This is a genomic window from Streptomyces sp. NRRL B-1140, assembly GCF_001280065.1.
Taxonomy (GTDB): domain Bacteria; phylum Actinomycetota; class Actinomycetes; order Streptomycetales; family Streptomycetaceae; genus Streptomyces.
Genome location: NZ_LGEA01000093.1, coordinates 26900 through 48306 on the forward strand (window position 1 = coordinate 26900; position 21407 = coordinate 48306).

General features: G+C 72.0%; 20 protein-coding genes. 10 read left to right on the plus strand and 10 right to left on the minus strand.

The features are described from left to right. Nucleotides 1–134: 134 nt before the first annotated feature. Nucleotides 135–821, plus strand: a complete 687-nt coding sequence (locus tag ADK65_RS15335; RefSeq protein WP_053670692.1) for an antibiotic biosynthesis monooxygenase — start codon at nt 135–137, stop codon at nt 819–821. A gap of 49 nt (nt 822–870) precedes the next feature. Here the strand turns inward: ADK65_RS15335 and ADK65_RS15340 are convergent, their stop codons facing one another. Further along, nucleotides 871–2700 carry an endonuclease/exonuclease/phosphatase family protein gene (locus ADK65_RS15340; RefSeq protein ID WP_053670693.1) on the minus strand — a complete coding sequence of 610 codons (1830 nt, stop codon included), beginning with the start codon at nt 2698–2700 and terminating at the stop codon, nt 871–873. A gap of 314 nt (nt 2701–3014) precedes the next feature. Between ADK65_RS15340 and ADK65_RS15345 the strand changes: the two genes are divergently transcribed. From ADK65_RS15345 to ADK65_RS15375, 7 genes are all read left to right on the plus strand, one after another. Then, nucleotides 3015–4433: a hypothetical protein gene (locus tag ADK65_RS15345; RefSeq protein WP_053670694.1), complete on the plus strand. Its 1419-nt coding sequence runs from the start codon at nt 3015–3017 to the stop codon at nt 4431–4433. 154 nt (nt 4434–4587) lie between these two features. Further along, on the plus strand, nt 4588–6042 hold the full coding sequence (locus ADK65_RS15350; RefSeq protein WP_053670695.1) for an alkaline phosphatase PhoX: 1455 nt from the start codon (nt 4588–4590) through the stop codon (nt 6040–6042). A 104-nt stretch (nt 6043–6146) separates the two neighbouring features. Then, nucleotides 6147–6788 (plus strand): GntR family transcriptional regulator, encoded by a 642-nt coding sequence (locus tag ADK65_RS15355; protein WP_053670696.1) that lies wholly within the window; start codon nt 6147–6149, stop codon nt 6786–6788. 29 nt (nt 6789–6817) lie between these two features. After that, entirely contained in the window at nt 6818–7834 is a 1017-nt protein-coding gene (locus tag ADK65_RS15360; RefSeq protein WP_053670697.1) for a 1-aminocyclopropane-1-carboxylate deaminase, read from the plus strand. Nucleotides 7835–7916: 82 nt separating this feature from the next. After that, complete coding sequence (locus ADK65_RS15365; RefSeq protein WP_053670698.1) at nt 7917–8321, plus strand: VOC family protein; 405 nt, start codon at nt 7917–7919, stop codon at nt 8319–8321. Nucleotides 8322–8429: 108 nt separating this feature from the next. Then, a complete protein-coding gene (locus tag ADK65_RS15370; RefSeq protein ID WP_053670796.1) occupies nt 8430–9455 on the plus strand; it encodes a LacI family DNA-binding transcriptional regulator in 1026 nt (341 codons plus the stop codon). 149 nt (nt 9456–9604) lie between these two features. Then, complete coding sequence (locus ADK65_RS15375; protein ID WP_053670699.1) at nt 9605–10180, plus strand: TetR/AcrR family transcriptional regulator; 576 nt, start codon at nt 9605–9607, stop codon at nt 10178–10180. A gap of 56 nt (nt 10181–10236) precedes the next feature. On the opposite strand, the gene ADK65_RS15380 is transcribed toward ADK65_RS15375, so the two are convergent. From ADK65_RS15380 to ADK65_RS15415, 8 genes are all read right to left on the minus strand, one after another. Next, nucleotides 10237–11436: a TerD family protein gene (locus ADK65_RS15380; protein WP_107092299.1), complete on the minus strand. Its 1200-nt coding sequence runs from the start codon at nt 11434–11436 to the stop codon at nt 10237–10239. A gap of 64 nt (nt 11437–11500) precedes the next feature. Continuing rightward, a complete protein-coding gene (locus tag ADK65_RS15385) occupies nt 11501–11722 on the minus strand; it encodes a hypothetical protein (RefSeq protein ID WP_053670701.1) in 222 nt (73 codons plus the stop codon). A 70-nt stretch (nt 11723–11792) separates the two neighbouring features. After that, on the minus strand, nt 11793–12782 hold the full coding sequence (locus ADK65_RS15390; protein ID WP_053670702.1) for a zinc-dependent alcohol dehydrogenase family protein: 990 nt from the start codon (nt 12780–12782) through the stop codon (nt 11793–11795). After that, nucleotides 12779–13603, minus strand: a complete 825-nt coding sequence (locus ADK65_RS15395; protein WP_053670703.1) for a carbohydrate ABC transporter permease — start codon at nt 13601–13603, stop codon at nt 12779–12781. Before ADK65_RS15395 ends, ADK65_RS15390 begins: the two co-directional genes overlap by 4 nt. Continuing rightward, entirely contained in the window at nt 13600–14541 is a 942-nt protein-coding gene (locus ADK65_RS15400; protein ID WP_053670704.1) for a carbohydrate ABC transporter permease, read from the minus strand. The genes ADK65_RS15395 and ADK65_RS15400 overlap by 4 nt, the downstream gene beginning before the upstream one ends. Beyond that, entirely contained in the window at nt 14538–15911 is a 1374-nt protein-coding gene (locus ADK65_RS15405) for an ABC transporter substrate-binding protein (protein WP_053670705.1), read from the minus strand. Before ADK65_RS15405 ends, ADK65_RS15400 begins: the two co-directional genes overlap by 4 nt. A 76-nt stretch (nt 15912–15987) precedes the next feature. Continuing rightward, complete coding sequence (locus tag ADK65_RS15410; RefSeq protein ID WP_053670797.1) at nt 15988–16755, minus strand: DeoR/GlpR family DNA-binding transcription regulator; 768 nt, start codon at nt 16753–16755, stop codon at nt 15988–15990. 309 nt (nt 16756–17064) lie between these two features. Beyond that, nucleotides 17065–17874, minus strand: coding sequence for an NAD-dependent epimerase/dehydratase family protein (locus tag ADK65_RS15415; RefSeq protein ID WP_053670706.1), 810 nt, complete (start codon nt 17872–17874; stop codon nt 17065–17067). A 222-nt stretch (nt 17875–18096) separates the two neighbouring features. Here ADK65_RS15415 and ADK65_RS15420 point away from each other — a divergent pair, with 222 nt between their 5' ends. Together ADK65_RS15420 and ADK65_RS15425 are read left to right on the plus strand one after the other, a co-directional pair. Then, the gene (locus ADK65_RS15420; RefSeq protein ID WP_053670707.1) at nt 18097–19038 is read left to right on the plus strand and encodes a 5-dehydro-4-deoxyglucarate dehydratase; all 942 of its coding nucleotides are present in this window, start codon (nt 18097–18099) and stop codon (nt 19036–19038) included. Beyond that, nucleotides 19035–20198: a hypothetical protein gene (locus ADK65_RS15425; protein WP_053670708.1), complete on the plus strand. Its 1164-nt coding sequence runs from the start codon at nt 19035–19037 to the stop codon at nt 20196–20198. Before ADK65_RS15420 ends, ADK65_RS15425 begins: the two co-directional genes overlap by 4 nt. Here the strand turns inward: ADK65_RS15425 and ADK65_RS15430 are convergent. Continuing rightward, on the minus strand, nt 20135–21376 hold the full coding sequence (locus ADK65_RS15430) for an MFS transporter (protein WP_053670709.1): 1242 nt from the start codon (nt 21374–21376) through the stop codon (nt 20135–20137). The genes ADK65_RS15425 and ADK65_RS15430 overlap by 64 nt on opposite strands. Nucleotides 21377–21407: the final 31 nt, after the last annotated feature.

Sequence of the window (21407 nt, forward strand, 5' to 3'; positions counted from 1 at the left end):
CTCACCTGGCTGCGGGCAGCGTGTCCCGCCGGGTCCAGCGACGGCGCCGAGTCGCACCGACCCCCTTGACCTCAAGCTCGGTCGAGGTTGAAGAGTGGGGTCTGTTCGCGACCGGCGCTACGACTGGAGTGTTCATGACCCGTCGAACCGAGCAGCACCCCGACCCCACCGACCCCCGGATCGGTGCTGCCTTGTTCAGTACCTGGCGGGTCGGCACCTCCGAGCGGCAGCGGCAGACCGGGGAGGTGATCGGGCGGGTCTGGGAGCGGCGGCCCTGGCCGACCAGGGATCTGCTGGGCTATCACGTCTACGCGGGCCGGGACGGGTCCACGCTGATGCACTACTCGCAGTGGACCGGCGAGCGGGCGTACGAGTCCTTCGTCGGCACCCACCGGCAGGAGCGGGTCGACGAGATCGATACGGCCGTGCCGGGGATCGACCGGGTCGGGCTCGTGCGGTACCGGCGCTACCGGAGCCGGGAGCGCGCCGCCGGGGACACGCGCGTGCCGGGTCTGATCGTGACGGTGCGGATCGACTTCGAGGACGGGGCGCGGGAGCGCCGGGAGGAGTGGGTCGACCTCGCGGTCAAGGCACTGGGCGACGATCCGGTGGGGCATGCCGGGCTGGTGTCCGCGCACTTCCACCTCAGCACGGACGGCGGGCACGTGCTGAACTACGCGGAGTGGGAGAGCGCCGGGGCCTATGAGGCGGCGATGGCCGCGCCGTCGACGGACTCCTGGGAGCGGGTGCGGGCGTATCCGGGGCTGCGGAAAGTCACCGGCAGCTCGTACGAGCACACGCTGGGGCTGGTTCCGGAGTGATCGACGCGTGGGCCCGGCCGGAGGGACGTCCGGCCGGGCCCACGGGGTGTCACGGACGGAAGCGCAGGACCTGCGGGTCGTGGTCGCTGATCTGGTCGTTGAACTCCGCGTTGACGTGCACGCTGTCGTACTCGAAGTCGCAGTCGCGGCGGATCGACGGGCTGATCAGGATCTGGTCGAGGACCTGGCTGTTGCCCTGGTAGACGTAGGAGTAACGCTCGTTGCGGGGGAGCGACTTGATCGCGGACCAGAGTTCGCCGCGGCCCTCGAGGAGCTTCGCGGTCTGTGAGAACTCGAAGTCGTTGATGTCGCCCAGCGTGACGACGTCCGCGTTCTTCTGGGTGTCGAGGATGTCCTTGACGAAGGCGTTCACCACGGTGGCCTGCCGGTGGCGCTGCGTCTCGGAGCTGCGGGACGGCGGCTGGTACTGGGCGGTCAGGCCCTGGTCGCCGCCCTTGGAGTTGAAGTGGTTGGCGATCACGAAGACCGTGCGGCCGCGGAAGACGAACTCGCCGGCCAGCGGCTTGCGGCTGTTCTTCCAGGCCTCGTCGGCGGGGGCGATGCGTCCGGGGCTGAGGGTGAGGTGGGCCTTGCCACGGATCTTCGTCACGGCGGTGGCCGTCGTGGCGTCGCCGCCCGCGTGGTCCGCGAAGGAGACGCGCTCGGGGTTGAACAGGAACGCCTGCCGGATGTTGCCGCCCGGCTCGCCGCCGTCGGTGTTGTTCGCCGGGTCGATCGAGCGCCAGTCGTACTTCGGTCCGCCGGCCGCGACGATCGCGTCGATCAGCTTGGTGAGGGTCTGGTCGGCGGCGACCGTACCGTCGTTCGTCGCGCCGTTGTTGTCCTGGATCTCCTCCAGCGACACGATGTCCGGCGACTTCAGGTTGTTCACGATCGCCGCCGCGTGCGCGGCGAACGTGTCGTCGGACGGGTCGAGGTTCTCGACGTTGTAGGTGGCGACGGCGAGTTCGGAGGAGCGCTGCTTGCGGGTCGTCTCACGTTCCAGGCCCGCGCTCTTCAGCGTGCCGAGCTCGCTCGCGACCAGGGTGTAGCCGCCGAACTGGTTGTAGTCCAGGGGGCCCGCGGTGGTGCCGGTGAGGGTGTCGCCCACGTTCGCCTTGGGGAAGTCCGCCGTCGCCCCGAGGGACTGGATCTGCAGGCGGCCCGTGTTCTGGTCGTCGTAGGAGCCGTAGACCGTCCCGCCGTGGCGGTTGCGGTTCTCGTGCGGCTTCACCGTCACCCACAGCTCGGTGTACGGGTCGGTGGCGCCGACGACTCGGGCGTCGGAGACCCGGACGGACATGCCCTCCAGCGCCTCGTAGTAGTCCAGGGCGTACTGCGCGGGCTGGAGGGGGAGCGCGTTGACCGAGCCGCCGGCGGCGGTGTCACCGGTGGGCGCGTAGGCGGCGGGGACCGAGCGCGAGGTGATCGCCGTGGCGGCGGGGAGCGCGTTGCCGCTGGAGACGACCGTGGTCGTCGGCTTGGTGATCTCCGTGACCGACTGGTTGCCGGAGGTCGCTCCGCCGGGGACGTACTCCGTGACCGTGCCGCCGACCGTGACGGAGTCACCGACGGCGACGCCCTTCGGGGCGGAGCCGGTGAAGACGAAGACGCCCTCGCTGGTCGCCGGGTCGGCGTCCGGGGTCGGGTCCTGGATCCAGAAGCCGCGGGACGAGCCGTAGGTCCGAATGCCGGTGACGATTCCGGCCACGTCCGTGACCTGCTTGCCGGCGTACGGGGACGTCCGGGTGCTGCCCTGGATGTCGTGAATGCGGACCGACTCCGCGTGCGCGGGGCTGGTGAGGACGATCGTGGAGGCCGCGGAACAGGCGGCGGCGACGGTGAGCGCGGCGAGACGCGCGGACGACTTGCTCGGCAACGGGATTCCCTCCGGGGACGTGACAGGGCGCCGGGACGAGGGCGGAGACATGTGGAAAGGCTGGACTGCCGCTACCTGTGGGGCGGATGCGGTGACGCGCGTAGACCGTGGTGGACGGAAGGGCCTGGTGGGGCCGGCCCGGTGAACAAGTGTCCGCCGACTTCTACGCGCGTCAATCTCCAGCCTGGCCACGGCACTTGTCAAGGTTTCGGCCATGTATGGCGGCTGACGGGGAGATGAAGTGGGCGGCATGGGTGGAAATCCGTCTAGGCTGAGCGGTTGAGTCACCTGAGGCGCGCTAGGAGAAACAGCCGATGTCAGACCGCTCCCCCCTGCCGCCGGTGCGGCTGCACCCCGAAGCGGAGCTGGCGCGCGACGCGCTGTCCACGCCGTTGCTGTCCCGGGCCGCCCGGCTCGCCCGCTGGGCCGGGCCGGACACCCGCGTCGACGCCGGGGGAGGGCTCGTCGACGAGCAGCTGCCCGCGGCCGCGGAGGCGCTCGGGCTGAGCGGCCAGGACGCCGCCGCCGACGCCGGCGAGGCGTGGCGGGTCGCCGTCGACGCCGGGCTCGTCGAGGTCGTCGACGAGGAGCAGGGCACCGTGACGGCCGGCGGGGAGTTGGCCCTGCTCACCGGCGGTTCGCCGCAGGACGTGCTCGCCGTGTGGCTCGCCGCCCTGGAGACCGTGCTCGCCGACGCGAGCGTGCCCGACCTGGACGGGCTCGTGGACGAGGACGGTGAGGTCGACCTCTCCGCCCTCGACTGGGACCCCGAGGGTGAGGCCGAGTTCCTCGACGGCGTGCTCGGCAACCTCTATCTGCTGACCGCCGGCGAGGACGCGCCCGAGGGCGCCCCGGTCCCGCTGCCGGCGCTGGCCGCCTCGGTGATCGTGCCCAGTGACATGGGCGAGCCCACCAACGACGTCCTGGAGCAGGTGTCCGACGCGATGATGCGGCTGGACGACCAGTTCCGGATGCTGGAGCCGGTGGGATTCGTCGCGTACCAGCCCGTGGACGAGGCGCTCATGGCCGACGCCGACGAGGAGCCCGCGGCGCCCGTCGACGACACCGACGTCTCCCGGTACGGCATGGTCCGGCTCACCCCGCTCGGGCTGTACGGCATGCGTGCGCGGCTGCTGGAGGCCGGGTTCGAGGCACCGGCCGTCGGGGACCTCGCCGACAAGGGGGCCGACGCGCTGCTCGACGGCACGGCCGGGTTCCCGCCCGGTGCCGCGCAGGCGGAGACCGAGCAGTGGCTTCAGCGGCGGGAAGTACTGGCCGCCGCACGGGAGTTGCTGGCGGCGGCCCGGGGCGCCGACGCCGGGGCGCCGTTGCGGCGGTTGCGGTGTCAACAGGCCCTCTCGCTCGTCGGCGCCTCGGCCGAGCCCGCCTTGCGGGAAGTGCTCGACGATGCCGAGCTGGGCGGGCTCGCCCGGGTGTGGCTGACCGAGCACGGGGCGGCGGACGTGCCCGCGCCGTCCGAGGCGATGGTGTACTGGCTGACCATCGACACGGTCGCCGCGCAGCTGGCCGCGGAGGGGAACTCCGAGGAGCTGCGGGCGCTGGTGGAGGGGCTCGCGCGGCAGCACGGCGGGTTCTTCGAGGCCGTGTGGCGGGTCGACCATCCGGCGACCGCCGATGTGCTGGAAGCGATGGGGCGGTTGCATCCCGACAAGAAGGTGGCGAAGGAAGCGCGGAAGGCCGCGTTCAAGGCGCGATCGCAGCAGGGGGGCTGAACTCGGCCCGCGAGTGCGGGTGCGCTGTGGCTGGTCGCGCAGTTCCCCGCGCCCCTTAGGGCGGTGTTCAACTCGCGTTCACATGTGAGCGGGACGGTTTCGCCGAACGAGGTCCGCCACCTCCCACGGCATTCTCACCGTCTCAGGAGACACCATGTCGCTCACCCGCAGGGACTTCGCCAGGAACTCCGCGATCACCGGTGCCGGTGTCGCGCTGGCGGGCAGTGTCGGCGCCCTCGCCACCGCGCCGAACGCCCTGGCGTCCGACGACAGCGTCAGCGCGGGGGACGGGGCGGCGGACGCCCGGCACACCGTCGGCTACGGGCCGCTCGTCCCGGACCCCGAAGGGCTCCTCGCGCTGCCCGCCGGATTCACGTACGAGATCATCACCTACAGCGGCAGAACCCGGCTGGAGTCCGGCGAGTTCACGCCCTCCAACCACGACGGCACCGCCGCCTTCGACGGCCCCCGCGGCACCACCCTGCTCGTCAACAACCACGAGCTGAAGGGCCCGCGCGCCAAGTGGGAGCACCCGGTGCCGCTCGCCGAGGGCCTCGTCTACGACCCGGCGGCGGCCGGCGGCTGCACGGTCGTCGAGGTGCGCCCCGACGGACGCGTCGCCGAGTGGGTGGGCATCGCCGGCACCTCCACCAACTGCGCCGGCGGCCGCACCCCCTGGGGCACCTGGCTCACCTGCGAGGAGAACTCCGACAAGGCCGGAGTCAACGGCATGACCAAGGACCACGGTTATGTGTTCGAGGTCGATCCGTGCGACCGGCGCGCCAACCGCGTCCCCAAGCCGCTGAAGTTCTTCGGCCGCTACGACCACGAGGCCGTCGTCATCGACCCCAAGCGCGGCCACGCCTACCTCACCGAGGACGCCGCGGGCCCCAACGGCCTCTTCTTCCGCTGGACCCCGCCCAAGGGCTTCGAGTACGGCCCCGGGAAGTTCCGCGGGCTCGCCGACGACGCCGGTGTCCTCCAGGCGCCGAGGTGCTTCGACTCCGGCGGCACGTTCGTCGACGACCTGTCACGCGCCACGAAGACCGGCACGGTCTACGGCGTCGACTGGGTCGACGTCCCCGACCGCGACGCCCGCACCACGCCCGTGCGCAAGCAGTTCACCGACGGCCAGGTCACCCGCGCCCGCAAGCTGGAGGGCATGTGGTGGGGCGACGGCGGGGCCTACATCGTCTCCTCCTACGCCCGGGAGGAGAGCCCCTTCCGGCACGACGGCCAGGTCTGGTTCTACGACCCCAAGCGCCGCACGCTGACGCTCAAGGTCCTGCTCGGTGTGAACCCCGACCCGTCGAAGGACGGAGCGTTCGACGGCCCCGACAACATCACCGTCTCCCCGTACGGCGGCCTCGTCATCGCCGAGGACGGGGAAGGCGTACAGCACCTGTTCGGCGCCACCGACAGCGGACGCACGTACCCGATCGCCCGCAACGAGCTGAACATCGGCACTCCGCAGGAGCCGGAGTACAGCGAGTTCACCGGGGTCACCTTCTCGCCCGACGGGCGGACGCTCTACGCCAACATCCAGACGCCGGGCATCATGCTCGCCATCACCGGGCCCTGGAAGCGTCAGAAGCGGCAGAAGCGGTAGTACACCGCGTGGACGCGCCGCCCTCGCCGTGAGTGGGCGTACCGGACCACGGCCCGGTACGCACCCTTGTCATGGCCGCAAACTGACATCTAACATTTCAGTTCATGAACGCCATCCGGCCCGTGCCCCGCACCCTGCTCAGGGACCGGGCGTACGCGGCGATCCGGGACGCCATCGTGGCCGGGGAGATCGAGCCGGGCGCTGTGGTGCGGGACGCCGACCTCGCGGAGCGGCTGGGGCTGTCCCGGGCGCCGGTGCGGGAGGCGTTCTCCCGGCTGGTGGACGAGGGGCTGCTGGAGAGCAAGCCGCAGAGCTACACGCGGGTGACCCCGCTGGTGACCGCCGACGTGCGGGACGCCGCCGCCGTGGTCGGCGCCCTGCACGAACTGGTGACGAGGGTGGCCGTGCCCCGGCTGGGCCCCGCGGACATCGCGGCGATGCGGACCGCCAACAAGGGGTTCGCCGCTGCCGTGGACTCCGGGGACGTGGACGGGGCCTTGCGGGCCGACGACGAACTGCACGACGTCCTCGTCCGGGCGAGCGGCAACCGCGCCGCCGCCGCGACCGTCGCCCGCTACACCCCGCTGATCCGCCGCCTGGAGCGCAGGCGCTTCGGTGAGGGAGGCAGCTGCCGGTCCGCCGGGCTGCACGAGCGGCTGATCGAGGCCTGCGCGGCCGGTGACACGGCCGCGGCGGTCCTCGTCACGGCGGAGATCTGGCGGGGGCTCGAGGAGCTCGCCGACTGAACCGACCCCCACCCAGGGAGGACGACCCCATGTCCCTTTCCTCGTACGAGCGTTACCCCCTCCTCTTCGGGCCCTCGCCCGTCCACCCCCTGGAGCGGCTCACCGCGCACCTCGGCGGCGCGTCCCTGTGGGCCAAGCGGGAGGACTGCAACTCCGGTGTCGCCTACGGCGGCAACAAGACCCGCAAACTGGAGTACCTGGTCGCCGACGCCCTCACCCAGGGCTGCGACACCCTCGTGTCGATCGGTGGCGTGCAGTCCAACCACACCCGCCAGGTCGCGGCCGTCGCCGCCCGGGCCGGGCTCGGTTGCGTACTCGTACAGGAGAGCTGGGTGGACTGGCCCGACGCCGTGTACGACAAGGTCGGCAACATCCTGATCAGCCGGCTCGCCGGGGCCGATGTGCGACTGGTGAAGGCCGGGTTCGGCATCGGCTTCAAGGAGAGCTGGGAGCAGGCGCTCCGGGAGGTCGAGGAAGGCGGCGGGAAGCCGTACGCCATCCCGGCCGGCGCCTCCGACCACCCGCTGGGCGGGCTCGGCTTCGCCGGGTGGGCGTACGAGGTCGCCGAACAGGAGCGGCAGCTCGGCGTCTTCTTCGACACCGTCGTGGTGTGCTCGGTGACCGGGTCGACCCAGGCCGGCATGGTCGCCGGGTTCGCCGCACTGGAGGAGGCGGGCGGGCGGCCCCGGCGCGTGCTCGGCATCGACGCCTCGGCGAAACCGGCTGCGACCCGCGGCCAGATCGCCCGGATCGCGCACGGCACCGGGCAGCTGATCGGCGTCCGGCGGGAGTTGACCGAGGCGGACGTCGAACTCGACGAGCGGTACCACGCGGGCGTCTACGGCATCCCCGACGACTCCACCCTGGCGGCGATGCGGCTCGCGGCCCGGACGGAGGGGATGGTCACCGACCCCGTCTACGAGGGCAAGTCCATGGCCGGGATGATCGACCTCGTGTCGAGCGGCGGGATCGGCCGCGACAGCACGGTTCTCTACGCCCACCTGGGCGGGCAGCCGGCTCTGAACGCGTACAGCGCGCTGTTCTGACCGCCGGGGCGGCATGCCCAGGGGAATCTTCCGGCCCGCCGTCGGGTTGTCGCGGTCAGCCGACCCCTGTGGAGGAGCAGTCATGTCCGACGAGCCAGCCGTTCGCGAACTCCGCCTCGTGGTCACCGCCGAGGACTACGACGCCGCGCTGCACTTCTACCGGGACGTGCTGGGCCTGCCCGAGCGCGGGGCGTTCGCCTCGGAGGACGGGCGGGTCACGATCCTGGAGGCCGGGCGGGCCACCCTGGAGCTGACCGACCCGAACCACGCGGCGTTCATCGACGACGTCGAGGTGGGGCGGCGGGTCGCCGGGCACATCCGGGTCGCCTTCGAGGTGGACGACTCCGCCGCCACGACGGCGAAGCTGGCCGCCGCCGGAGCGGAGGTCGTCGCCGAGCCGACGCGCACTCCCTGGAACTCCCTGAACTCCCGGCTCGAGGCGCCGGGCGCTCTCCAGTTGACGCTGTTCACCGAGCTGGGTGACTGACGGGGTGCCGTACGCGGGTGCGGGGCGGTGGGCCGGCCGTGGCGGGGGCCGGGCACCCGTCCTGCCGTCCCTGACGGGGCGGCTCTCGTGCCGGATACAGTGCTGAGCGTGCCGACGGACAACCAGCGTGCGGAGCGGGCCGACGATGCCCGGCGCCGGGCCACCATCCACGACGTCGCCCGCCTGGCCGGGGTGTCACGGCAGACCGTCTCCCGCGCGGTCAACGACAAGGGTGAGATCGACCCCGGCACCAAGGAGCGGGTCCTGGAGGCGGCGCGGCTCCTGGACTACCGGCCCAGCCGTTTCGCGCGCGGGCTCGTCCAGAAGGGCGCGGTGACGGCGGGCCTGGTCATCCCGGACCTGCGCAACCCCTTCTTCCCCGAGGTGGCCGCCGGGGTGCTGGAGGCGGCCGAGCAACGCGGCTGGCAGGTCGTCGTGTGGGACTCCCGGATCGACGAGGCCCGGGAACGGGAGGCGCTGGACGTGCTCTCCCACCAGGCGGACGCGGTCGTGGGCTACTTCACGGACCCCGACGACATCCTCGCGCGGCACATCGGGGGCGTACCGCTGGTGCTGCTGGAGCGCGGCCCGCAGCAGACCCGGTTCGCGGCCGTGGGCATCGACGCCGCCACCGGTGTCGAGCAGGGCATGACCCATCTGTTCGGCGCGGGACACCGCAGGATCGGCATGCTGGACGGGGTGCACGGCCCGAGCCCCCGAAGACAGGCCTTCCTCGAGCAGGCGCGGCGGCTCGGCCTGCCCGTCGACGAGGGATGGGTCGTGGTGTGTCCCGAGCACAGCGTGGCGGGCGGCGAGTCGGGCATGGAGCGGTTGCTGACCGAGCGGCCCGGGATCACCGCCGTGTTCGGCTTCAACGATCTGATCGCGATCGGCGCGATGCGCGCCGCCCGCCGGCACGGCCGGAGCGTTCCGGACGGGCTGGCCGTGCTGGGCTTCGACGGTCTTGCCCTGGGAGAGCTGGTGGAACCCGCCCTGACCACCCTGCACATCGACAAGCGGCGCCTGGGGCGGCTTGCCGTGGAACAGGTGGTCCGGCTGCGCGCGGGCGAGGAGCCGCTGCGGGGCGCGGACGCGTGGGTGACACCCGAACTCGTGGTGCGCGCATCCGCCTGACGTCCCGGTCGCCCCGCCTCTCCTCGGCGGATCGGGCGGGGGCGGGCCGGCGTGGGCGTGCCCCTTCCTTCCTTCCTTCCGGCCGGCGGGGGGGCCGGGCCGTTCTCGGTAAGGTGCGCGGAGAGTCCCCGGTGGTGAGGAGTGGTCGCGTGGCGCAGGTCAGGCCCATGCGGGCGGATGCCCGGCGCAACTACGAGCGGTTGCTGACGGTCGCCGTGGAGGCGTTCGCCGAGCACGGGGAGGGTGCGTCCCTCGACGACATCGCCAAGCGGGCCGGGGTCGGCTCCGGCACGCTGTACCGGCACTTCCCGACCCGGCGGGCCCTGCTGGAGGCCGCCTATCTGGACCGTATCGAGGCGATCGCGGCGCGGGCCGCTGTGCTCGCGGGGGCACTGCCCGCGGGTGAGGCGCTGGCGGAGTGGCTCTACGAGCTGGGCGCCGGGATGATCCGGATGCGGGGACTGAAGGCGCTGCTGGGACCGGCCGTCACGGACTCCGGCTCCCTCGTGACCACGGCGTGCGGCGACGCGGTCAAGGTCGCGGCCGGGCGGCTGGTCCGCGCGGCGCAGGAAGAGGGGACACTCCGGGCGGACGTCGAGCCGGTCGACGTGCTGCGGCTGGCGCACGGGATGGCGACGGCGTCGGAGCTGGCGGACGGGGAGGGCCGGCACCTCCGCCGCTACCTGACACTGCTTCTGGAGGGGCTGGAGGCGGGCCGCCGCTGACCCGGCGAGCCGGACGCCCCCTGGTGCGGGGGCGTCCCCGGCCGCCGGAGCGTGAGTTACAGGGCCTGTGCCGCCGGCTTCACCATGCCCCTGACCGTGCGGGACTTCACGAAGTCGCCCATGGCCGTCATCTCCCACTCGCCGGAGAACTGACGGATCAGCTTCGCCATCAGCACGCCCGTCTGCGGTTCGGCGCTGGTGAGGTCGAAGCGGACCAGTTCCTCACCGGTCGTGCCGTCCAGGAGGCGGCAGTAGGCCTTGGCGACCTCGGTGAACTTCTGGCCGGAGAAGGAGTTGACCGTGAAGACCAGGCCCGTGACCTCCTGCGGCAGGCGGCCGAGGTCGACCATGATGGTCTCGTCGTCACCGCCGCCCTCGCCCGTGAGGTTGTCGCCGGAGTGCCGGATGGCGCCGCCCACGATCTGGAGCTTGCCGAAGTAGCAGCTGTCGATGTGGTTGCGCTGCGGGCCGTAGGCGATGACCGAGGCGTCCAGGTCGATGTCCTTGCCGCGGTACGCCGGCTCCCAGCCGAGGCCCATCCTGACCTGGGAGAGCAGGGGGCGGCCGCCCTTGATCAGGGAGACCGTCTGGTTCTTCTGGAGGCTGACACGGCCCTTGTCGAGGTTGATCTTCCCGGCGCCGGGCGCGGGAGGGGGCGGTGTGGCCGGGGCCGGGGGAGCGGCGGGCGCGGCGACCGGCGGGGCCGCGGGCGGCTGCACCGGGGCCGGCGGCGGGGTCACCGGCTGGGGCGGGGCGGCGGCCGGCTCCTCCACCGTGACCCCGAAGTCCGTGGCGATGCCTGCGAGGCCGTTGGCGTATCCCTGACCGACGGCGCGGGCCTTCCACTGACCGTTGCGCTGGTAGACCTCCACGATCACCAGGGCTGTCTCGCTGCCGAGCTGCGGCGGGGTGAACGTGGCCAGGACGGAGCCGTCGTCCGCGTTGCGGATCGTGGCCGTCGGCTCGATGCCCTGGAAGGTCTGGCCCGCGGCGTCCGGGCTGGCGGTGACGACGATCTTCTCGATGCCGGGCGGGAGGGCGGTCGTGTCGACCACGATCGCGTCCGGCGCACTGCCGCCGCCCGAGCGGTACGTCACGCCCGGGCCCGACGGCTGGTTGTAGAAGATGAAGTCGTCGTCGGAGCGCACCTTGCCGTCGGCGGTGAGCAGCAGGCCCGATACGTCGAGCCGCACCGGTGCGGCGACGTCCACCGTCACGCGGGCGGCGGACAGGGGGATGTTCGAGCCGGGGGTCATAGCTGTCATGCCGGGTGAACGAGCGAGGCGGTTTTGCCGTTCCCTTACCTTCGGGCCAATCGGGTCACCGGCGATTGCGCGGGTGGTTCCGGGCGGTGCGCTCGTTGCCGCGTTTGTAGTTGCCGGTCCAGCGGGCCATGACCAGCTGGGGGTCGGAGGCCTCGACCTCGGCGAGGAACTGTTCGGCCCGCGGGCCGTTCAGAGTGGTCGCGGGGCGGCCGTGGTGGCTGATGCGGACGCTTCCGCCCGCGTGCTGCTCGAAGGTGAATCCATGGGGTCGTGGCATGCCGTGAGCGTAGGGGGGAGGGGGCGGCTGCCCCACCGATTTTCGTCCGCCCCCGCCGCACCCGCAGGGCCTACGGCACGACCACGATCTTCCGGCCGACCCCCGCCGCGAACTGTTCCAGGGCCTGCGGGTACCGCTCCAGCGGGATGCGGTCGCTGATGAAGACCTCCGGGTCGAGAACACCGCCCGCGAAGAGTTCCGCCGCCCGCTCGAAGCTGTGCAGCACCGCCATCGAACCCGTGATGGTGATCTCCTGGTTGTAGATGCGGTACGGGTCGATCGTCACGCGCGTCGCGTAGTCGGCCACGCCGAACTGCAGGAACGTACCCGCCTTGGCCACCCGGTCCAGCCCGTCCTGGATCGCCGCCGCGTTGCCCGTGGCGTCGACGACCAGGTCCCAGCCCTGCGGGCGGTCCAGTTCGTCGGCGGTCGCCGCCGACGCCGAGACGCCGAGGCGGCGGGCCGTCTCCAGCCGGGCCGGGTTCACGTCGACGACGTCCACGCTCGCCGCGCCCGTGCGCTTGGCCAGCTCCAGCATCATCAGGCCCATGGTGCCGGAGCCGTAGACCAGGACGTGCGCGCCGAGGCGGGAGCGGAGCACGTCGTAGCCGCGCACCGCGCAGGACAGCGGTTCCACGAGGGCGGCGTCCTCGGTGCGGACGTGGTCCGGGAGCTTCACGCAGTTCGCCACCGGGGCGACGGCGTACTGTGCCGCGCCTCCGGCCGTGGTCACGCCGATCGCCGCCCAGCGTTCGCAGAGGTTGTTGTGGCCGGTACGGCAGTAGCGGCACTCGTAGCAGTACAGGGACGGGTCGACGGCGACCCGGTCGCCGACCGCCACCTCCGTGACCCGGGTGCCGACTCCTACCACCTCGCCCGCGAACTCGTGCCCGGGCACGATCGGCAGCTCGGGGGCGAACTCGCCCTGGAGGATGTGGAGATCGGTTCCGCACAGCCCGCAGGCGGCGACCTCGACGACGACCTCGCGCGGCCCTGGCGCCGGGTCCGGGACCTCGGCGACGACGGCCTTGCCCACGGACTCGATGACGGCGGCCTTCATTTCACGGCTCCCAACGACAGACCCTGGACCAGCTTGTCCTGGGCGGCGAACCCCGCGGCGAGCACCGGCAGGGAGACGACGAGCGACGCGGCGCACACCTTCGCCAGGAACAGACCCTGGCTGGTGATGAAGCCGGTCAGGAAGACGGGAGCGGTCTCGGCGACCACACCCGTGAGCACCCGGGCGAACAGCAACTCGTTCCAGCTGAAGATGAAGCAGATCAGCGCCGTCGCGGCGATACCCGGGAGGGAGATCGGAGCGACCACGCGCGCGAGGATCGTGGGCAGCGGGGCCCCGTCCACCTTCGCCGCCTCGATCACCGCCACCGGGATCTCGGCCAGAAAGGACTGCATCATCCACACCGCGATCGGCAGATTCATGGAGGTGTACAGGACGACCAGCAGCCAGATGTTGTCGAGCATCCCGGCGTTCTTGGCGAACAGGTAGATCGGCAGCAGACCCGCCACGACCGGCAGCATCTTCGTGGAGAGGAAGAAGAACAGCACGTCCGTCCACTTGCGGACGCGGTTGATCGACAGGGCGTACGCCGCCGGGAAGGCCAGCAGCAGGACCAGCAGCGTGGAGGCCACGGACGCGACCGTGGAGTTGATGAGAGCCGGCCAGGGACTCGCGCCGCCGCCCGCGCCGAAGAACTCGCGGTAGCCGTCCAGCGTGAGGGCGGCGGTGAAGGACGGCGGGTTGGTCGCGGCGTCGGACTCCGAGTGGAACGACGTCAGCGCCATCCACGCGATGGGCAGGAAGAACACGATCCCGGCCAGCCAGGCCAGCAGACCCGTGCTGTTGCGGCGCAGGGCGGTCATGCGCGGGACACCTCCTCGCGGAACAGGGACGACACCACGCGCAGGGCGAAGGTCGCGATGACGATCGAGCCGATGACCACCAGGACGCCCGCGGCCGAGGCGAGGCCGTTCTCGTGGGCCTGGTAGAAGCTCTGGTAGACGGTGTAGGGGAGGTTGGCGGTGCCGAGGCCCCCGGAGGTGATCGTGAAGACCGCGTCGAAGTTCTGGACGATGTAGATCGAGCCCAGCAGAGCGCCCAGTTCGAGATAGCGGCGCAGGTGCGGCAGCGTCAGGTGGACGAAGATCTGCCAGTCGCTCGCGCCGTCGACCCGGGCGGCCTCGATCTGCTCGTGGTCGCGGCTCTGCAGACCGGCGAGCAGGATCAGCATCATGAACGGTGTCCACTGCCAGACGAGGGATGCCTCGACCGCGAGCAGCGGGGTGCTGGAGATCCAGTCGGGCTGTGGGCCGCCCACATAGTGCAACAGCCCGTTGAAAAGGCCGTATTCAGGGTTGTAGAGCACATGCTTCCAGAGCAGGGCGGCCGCGACGGGGACCACCAGGAACGGAGCGATCAGCAGGGTGCGGACGATGCCCCGGCCCCGGAACCTCCGGTCCAGCAGCAGGGCGAGCGCGAGTCCCAGCACCAGGCTGGCCAGCACCACCGACACCGTCAGCAGCACGGTCGTCCACACCGAGTGGCGCAGGTCCGCGTCGGTGAGAACCTCCCGGTAGTTGTCGAGCCCGGTGAAGTGCCGGGCGTCGGGATAGAGGGCGTTCCAGTCGAAGAAGGAGATCACCAGCGTCGCCACGAAGGGCAGTTGGGTGACGACGATCATGAAGATCAGGGCGGGCAGCAGCGGAGCCCGGGTGGTCCAGGCGCGCAGCCGGGCGGACGGGCGGCGGGCCGGGGCGGGTATCCCGGGGGAGGCCACGGGGGCCGTGGTCGTGGCGGTCATCGTCCCTCGTACTCCTCGGAGATCTTCTCGGCGAGCGCCTGTGATGTCTTCAGGGCCGACTCGACGGACTGGCGTCCGGCGATGGCCGCGCTGATCTCCTGGGAGACCTTGGTGCCGAGGTCGGTGAACTCGGGGATGCCGACGAACTGGATGCCGGGAGCGGGCCGCGGCTGGACACCGGGATCGTTCGGCCGAGCCTTCTCGATGGCCTCCTTGGTCATCTCCTGGAAGGCCCCGGCCTCCTTGCGGTAGTCGGCGTTGGCGTACGTCGACGCCCGCTTGCCGGCGGGGACGTTCGACCAGCCGGCCGTGTCGCCCACCAGCTCCTCGTAGCCCTTGCCGGAGGCCCAGGAGACGAACTTCCAGGCGTCGTCCGGGTTGCGGGAGGCCTTCTGGATGCCCCAGGCCCAGGTGTAGAGCCAGCCGGATGACCTCGTCTTCTCGACGGGGGCGGGGGCGTAGCCGATCCTGCCCTTGACCGGGGACTTCGCCGCCTCCAGGGAACCGGCCGCGGAGGTGGCGTCGTACCACATGGCGACCTTGCCCTGGGTCATGTTGTTGAGGCACTCGGCGAAGCCGGACTGGGCGGCACCGGACTCGCCGTGTTCGCGCACCAGATCGACATAGAACTTCGTCGCCTTTTCGAAGGCGGGGGAGTCGAGCCGCGCCTTCCAGTCCTTGTCGAACCAGGTGCCGCCGAAGGTGTTGACGACCGTGGTGAGGGGCGCCATCACCTCGCCCCAGCCGGGCAGGCCGCGCAGGCAGATGCCCTTCATGCCGGGCTCGGCGCCGTCGGCCCGGGCCGCGAGGTCCGCCACCTGTTGCCAGGTGGGGTGCGCGGGCATCGTCAGGCCCTTCTTGCCGAACACGTCCTTGCGGTACATGAGGAACGACGACTCGCCGTAGAAGGGCTGGCCGTAGAGCTTGCCGTCGTCCGCGGTGAGGGACTGGCGCATCGGCTTGAGCACGTCCTGCTCGTCGTAGGCCGGGTCCTTCGCCACGTAGCCGTTCATCTCGTGCAGCCAGCCGTTGCGGGCGTAGATCGGTATCTCGTAGTTGGACAGCGTGGCGACGTCGTACTGGCCGGCCTGGTTGGCGAAGTCCTGGCTGATCTTGTCTCGGACGTCGTTCTCGGGCAGGACCGTGAAGTTGACCTTGATGCCCGTCTTCGCGGTGAAGTGGGCGCGGGTCAGCTTCTGCAGTTCGACCATCTGCGGGTTGTTGACCATCAGGACGTTGATGGCGTCACCGCCGGATCCGGCCCCGCCCGCGCCGACCCAGCAGCCGGACAGCAGCGGGGCGAGCAGCGTCCCTGCGGCGGCCAGGGCGAGCGGGGCTCGCGGTGGCCGTCGTCGGCTCTGGGTTCGCATGGATCGCTCCTGGGATGTATGGGGAGATAAAGGGCATGGCAAGGCGCGGCTGCGCCCGGTGGAAGGGGGGACGGGGTCAGACGCGCAGGATTTGGGGTCCGAGTAGTGAGTAGCGGTGGGCCTCGGCGGCCGGGAGCAGGGTGCTCGTCACGATCGTCTCCAGCGCGCCGACCTCGGCGAACCGGCAGAAGCTGACCGCTCCGAACTTGGTGTGCACGCCCGCGAAGACCACGCGCCGGGCGGCCCGGATCGCCTGTGCCTTGACCTCGCTGACGGCCGGGTCGGGAGTGGTGAGGCCGTGTTCGCGGGAGATGCCGTTGGCGCCGATGAACGCCAGGTCGAGGACGAAGCCGGCGAGCATCTTCGTCGTCCAGTGGTCGACGGTGGCGAGGGTGCCGCGCCGCACCCGGCCGCCGAGCAGCAGGACGGAGACGTGTTCGGCCTCGGCAAGGGCGCCGGCGACCGGCAGGGACGCGGTGACCACGGTCAGCGGCCGGTCACGGGGGAGCGCCTCGGCGATGAGCTGCGGGGTGTAGCCCTCGTCCACGAAGACGGTCTCGGCGTCGCCGAGCAGGTCGGCCGCGGCGGCCGCGACCCGGCGCTTCTCCGGGACGTGGCTGGTGGCGCGGAAGGCGAGCGTGGTCTCGAAGCCGGCGCTCTCCACGGGGTAGGCGCCGCCATGGGTGCGGCGGAGCAGGCCGTGGTCCTCAAGGACGCGCAGGTCCCGCCGTACGGTCTCCTTGGCGACGCCCAGTTCGGTGGCGAGGGCGGTGACGTCGACGGCGCCGTCCCGGCGAGCGGCCAGCACGATCTCGCGCTGGCGTTCTTCCGCGGTCCTGTTCATGGCCGTCACCCGCCTTCCTGCTCTGCTGCCCGTTCGGGCCCTTGGTCGGGCCTTGGGGGAAGTTCTACAGGGGGTGCTCTGCGGTGGCCAGGTCTGTTGCGGGCGCGATCCTGCCCGGGTGTGCCCGTTCGGTCGTGCGGATACGCGGGGCGCCGCGGGGTGGCCGTGGCCGTCTGCGGGTGCGTTGTGGCTGGTCGCGCAGTTCCCCGCGCCCCTGGCGGCGTTGCCCGACTGCTCCGGACCGTGCCCGAATGCCCGAGCGGGCGGGCCCGTTCTCTGCCCGCCCGCCTCGGTGGCGACTGGTTCCGGTCAGTACGGCCAGATCGGCGGGTCCGTCACGAACTGGCCGCCCAGGTAGGCGTGCGCCTCGTTGCCTTCCTGCAGTTCGCCCTGCTCGGCGATGAGCTTCTCGGCGTACGGCTCGGAGTCGTCCTGCGGCTCGTAGCCGAGCGCCCGGGCGGTTCCGAGGTCCCACCACAGCCGGGTGTTGGCGGAGGAGCCGTGGACGACGGTGTGGCCGACGTGCTCGGCCGTCAGGGCCGCGTGGAAGAGGCGGGCGCCGTCGGCGGGGCTCATCCACACCGAGAGCATGCGCACGCTGGTCGGCTCGGGGAAACAGGAGCCGATCCGTACCGAGACGGTCTCCAGGCCGTGTCTGTCCCAGTAGAGCTGGGCGAGGTCCTCGCCGAAGCACTTGGACAGGCCGTAGAAGGTGTCCGGGCGGCGGGGGGTGTCGACCGGGATGAGGGGGTCGTCGCCGCGGGGGCGCGGGGTGTAGCCGACGGCGTGGTTGGAGGAGGCGAAGACGATCCGGCCCACACCCTCCTCGCGGGCGGCCTCGTACAGGTGGTAGGTGCCCTCGATGTTCGCCCTGAGGATCTTCTCGAAGGGGGCTTCCAGGGAGATGCCGGCGAGGTGGAGGATCGCGTCGACGCCCCGGACCGCCTCGCGCACGGCGTCCCGGTCGGCGAGGTCGGCGACGATCGCGTCGGGCTCGCCCTCGATCGGGCGCAGGTCCAGCAGGCGCAGGTCGTAGCCGTAGGCCGGGAGCAGCTCCCGCATCAGGGTGCCGAGGCCCCCGGCGGCGCCGGTGAGCAGGACGGTGCGGGGAGCGGGCATCCTCGGGTCTCCTTGATCGCCAACCGTGCACATGAGCGCACGGCATTCATATGCGTGGACACGCTAAGGATCCGGGACGGAGCCCGTCAAGTATGCCGCGGAGGGGGTGAATCCGCAGGTGCGTCGGGGGTGCGCGTGCTTGACCGGCACCAAGGGGGCGCCTTAGCGTGGACTCGTTCAGAAATATAGACGCCAATCATGAATATGGAACCGGGAGAGCTTGTGACGCCAGCCCCTCTCGCCGCTCGACTCGACATTCCCAGCGGGCCGCTGTTCTTCCCGGTCACCGCCTGCGGCCCCGACGGCTCCGTGGACCTCGACACCTTCCGGACCCACGTCCGGCGCGGGGTGGAGGCCGGAGCCGCCGCCGTGTTCGCCTGCTGCGGCACCGGCGAGTTCCACGCCCTGACGCCCGAGGAGTTCGAAGCCTGCGTGCGGGCCGCCGTCGAGGCCGCCGAGGGGCGGGTGCCGGTCGTCGCCGGTGCCGGGTACGGCACCGCGCTCGCCGTGCGCTACGCCCGCCTCGCCGAGGCCGCGGGGGCGGACGGGCTGCTCGCCATGCCGCCGTACCTCGTCGTCGCCGGGCAGGAGGGGCTCCTGCGGCACTACCGCGAGGTGGCCGCCGCGACCGCCCTGCCGGTCATCGTCTACCAGCGCGACAACGCCGTGTTCACCCCCGAGACCGTCGTCGCACTCGCCCGCACGGACGGGATCATCGGCCTGAAGGACGGGCTCGGCGACCTCGACCTCATGCAGCGCGTCGTCAGCGCCGTCCGCTCCGAGGCCCCGGGCGACTTCCTCTACTTCAACGGCCTGCCGACCGCCGAGCAGACCCAGCTCGCCTACCGCGCCCTCGGTGTCACGCTGTACTCGTCCGCCGTGTTCTGCTTCGCGCCGGAGATCGCCCTCGCCTTCCACCAGGCCCTCAGGGCCGGTGACGACGCCCTGGTGGCGAAGCTGCTGGACGGCTTCTACCGCCCGTTCGTCGAACTGCGCGCCCAGGGCCGCGGATACGCGGTCTCGCTGGTCAAGGCCGGTGTACGGCTGCGCGGCCTGGACGTAGGGGAGGTACGGCCACCGCTGCACGAGCCGAGCGAGGATCATGTCAAGCAGCTCGCCGAAGTGATCGAGCGCGGCTACGCGCTGCTGGAGGAGACCAAGTGAAGGCGTCGACATTCGTCTACCCCTGGGACGTCGACGGGGATCCGGAGGCACCCGCCAGGATCGCCGCGCTCGGCGTGGAGCAGGTGACGCTCGCCGCCGCCTACCACTCCACGCGCGCCCTCACACCCCGCCACCCGCGCCACCGCATCGTCACCGCCGAGCACGCCGCCGTGCTGTACCCCGCGGACGACCGCTGGACCGGTCGCGAGCTGCGCCCCTACGCCGCCGGCCCCTGGGCCCCGGGGGACGCCTTCGGCGAGGCCGCCACCGCCCTCGCCGGGGCGGGCCTCGAGGTGCACACCTGGGTCGTCCTCGCGCACAACTCCCGCCTCGGCGCCGAACACCCCGGCACCTCGGTCGTCAACGCCTACGGCGACCGCTACCCCTGGGCGCCGTGCATCGCGCAGCCCGCCACGCGCGCGTACCTCGTCGATCTGGCGGCCGAGGCGGCCGTGCGGCCCGGGGCGAGCGGCACCGAGCTGGAGTCCCTCGGCTGGTACGGCCTGGAGCATCTGCACGCCCACGACAAGACCGGCGGCGTCGGCCTCGGGGAGGCCGGGCAGTACCTGATGGCGCTGTGCTTCTGCCCGTCCTGCCGCGAGGGCTACGGCCGGCACGGCCTGGACGCCGACGAGCTGGCGGCCGCGGTACGGACCGCGCTGGAGCCGGTCTGGCAAGGGGCGCCCTCCGACGGCGGCTGGGCGGGCATCGAGAAGCTCCTAGGCGAGACGCTCGCCACCACCACGCGCGCGTACCGCGACGAAACCGCCCGCACCCTCCAGGAGCAGGCCGTCGCGGCGGTCCGGGCGGCCGCTCCCGACGGCTTCCAGGTGCTGCTGCACGCGGACCCCGTGTCCTACCACGTCGGCGCCAATCCCGGGGTCGACCCGGCGCACATCCTGTCCGTCGCGGACGGTGTGGTCGTGCCGTGCGCGGGCGGCACCGGCACGCTGACGCCGTTCGCGCGCCAGGGTCGCGAGGGCGCCGTCGTCGCCGCCAACTTCCCCGTCGTCTCGGGGATGGGCGGCAGCCCCGGCACCCTCGCCGCCGACGCCGCCGAGGCACGCCGGCGGGGCGCCACCGAGCTGCGGCTGTATCACGCCGGGCTGGCGTCCGACGACGACCTGGCGGCGGTCCGCTCCGCCCTCGCCGGGCTCTGACCCAGCGCGACGGCCGTCACCAGCAGGGCCACGCCCAGGGCCACCAGCACCAGCCGGTGGCTCACCAGCTCGACCAGGGCCGCTCCGGCGGCCAGCCCGACCACGTTCGGCGCGTACACCGTGGTGTGGGCTGTGGCCGTGACCCGGCCCAGCAGCGCACCGGGCGTCTCGCGCTGCACGGACGTCAGCGCGGCGATCAGCACCGCGGGCAGCCCCAGGCCGATCGCCGCGCTGCACACCAGCGCCACCGGGTCGGACGGCACGGCCCGAAGCGCCACCCCGAGAGCCAGCAGGGCGATGCCCGACGCCGCGAAGCGCCCCGCTCCCAGCCGGCGCAGGGCGGGACCGCCGAGCAGGCCGGCCGCGACCGAACCGGCGCCCTGCACGGCGTACAGCACGCCGGCGTACGCGGGGGAGTGCCCGAGGCCGTCGACCACGGCGTACACCATCGTCCCGTTCAGGCCGGCGCACAGCATCGTGGCGCCGCCCGCCAGCACCAGGGGGCGCAGCACCGGATGCTCCCACAGGATCCGGACGCCCTCGGTGGTCCGCTGCCCACGGCCGCCGGCCGGGGGCGTGGGCGGCCTTTCCTCCCTCACCCGCAGCAGCGCGTACAGCCCCGCGGCCAGCACGAACGTCGCCGCGTCCAGAAGGGCGACGCTCGCGCCGCCGTACGCCGCGCTGAGGCCGGCGCCGGCCGTCGGGGCCAGGAGCTTCATGCTCTCGGTGGCGGTCATGCGCAGGCCGTTGAAGTCACCGAGCAGGGACGGCTCGATCGCGGTCGCCACGAGCGCGGACTCGGCCGCGTCATGCACGACGCCCGCCGCGCCGTACAGGAACAGCACCGCGTACAGCAGCCACAGATCCCCCGGGTCGTCGACGCTCACGAGGGTGAGCAGCAGTGCGGCGAGCACCAGGTTCATACCCGTCAGCAGCGGTTTGCGGCGGCCCCGGTCGGCGAGGGGGCCCAGCAGCGGTCCGGCCAGGGCCGGCAGCCACATGGCGAGCATGCACAGTGCGGCCAGGCCGTCCGAGCCGGTCAGGTCCTTGACCCACACGCCGGACGCCAGCCACAGGGCGGAGGTCCCGAAGCCGGATACCACCACGCCGGAGAGGCAGAGCCCGGCGTCGCGGTCCCGCAGGACGCGCACGAGGGGCCAGGTCTTCTTGGTCGTCATGTCCGGCCATCGTGGCGCTAAGGCCCTGGGG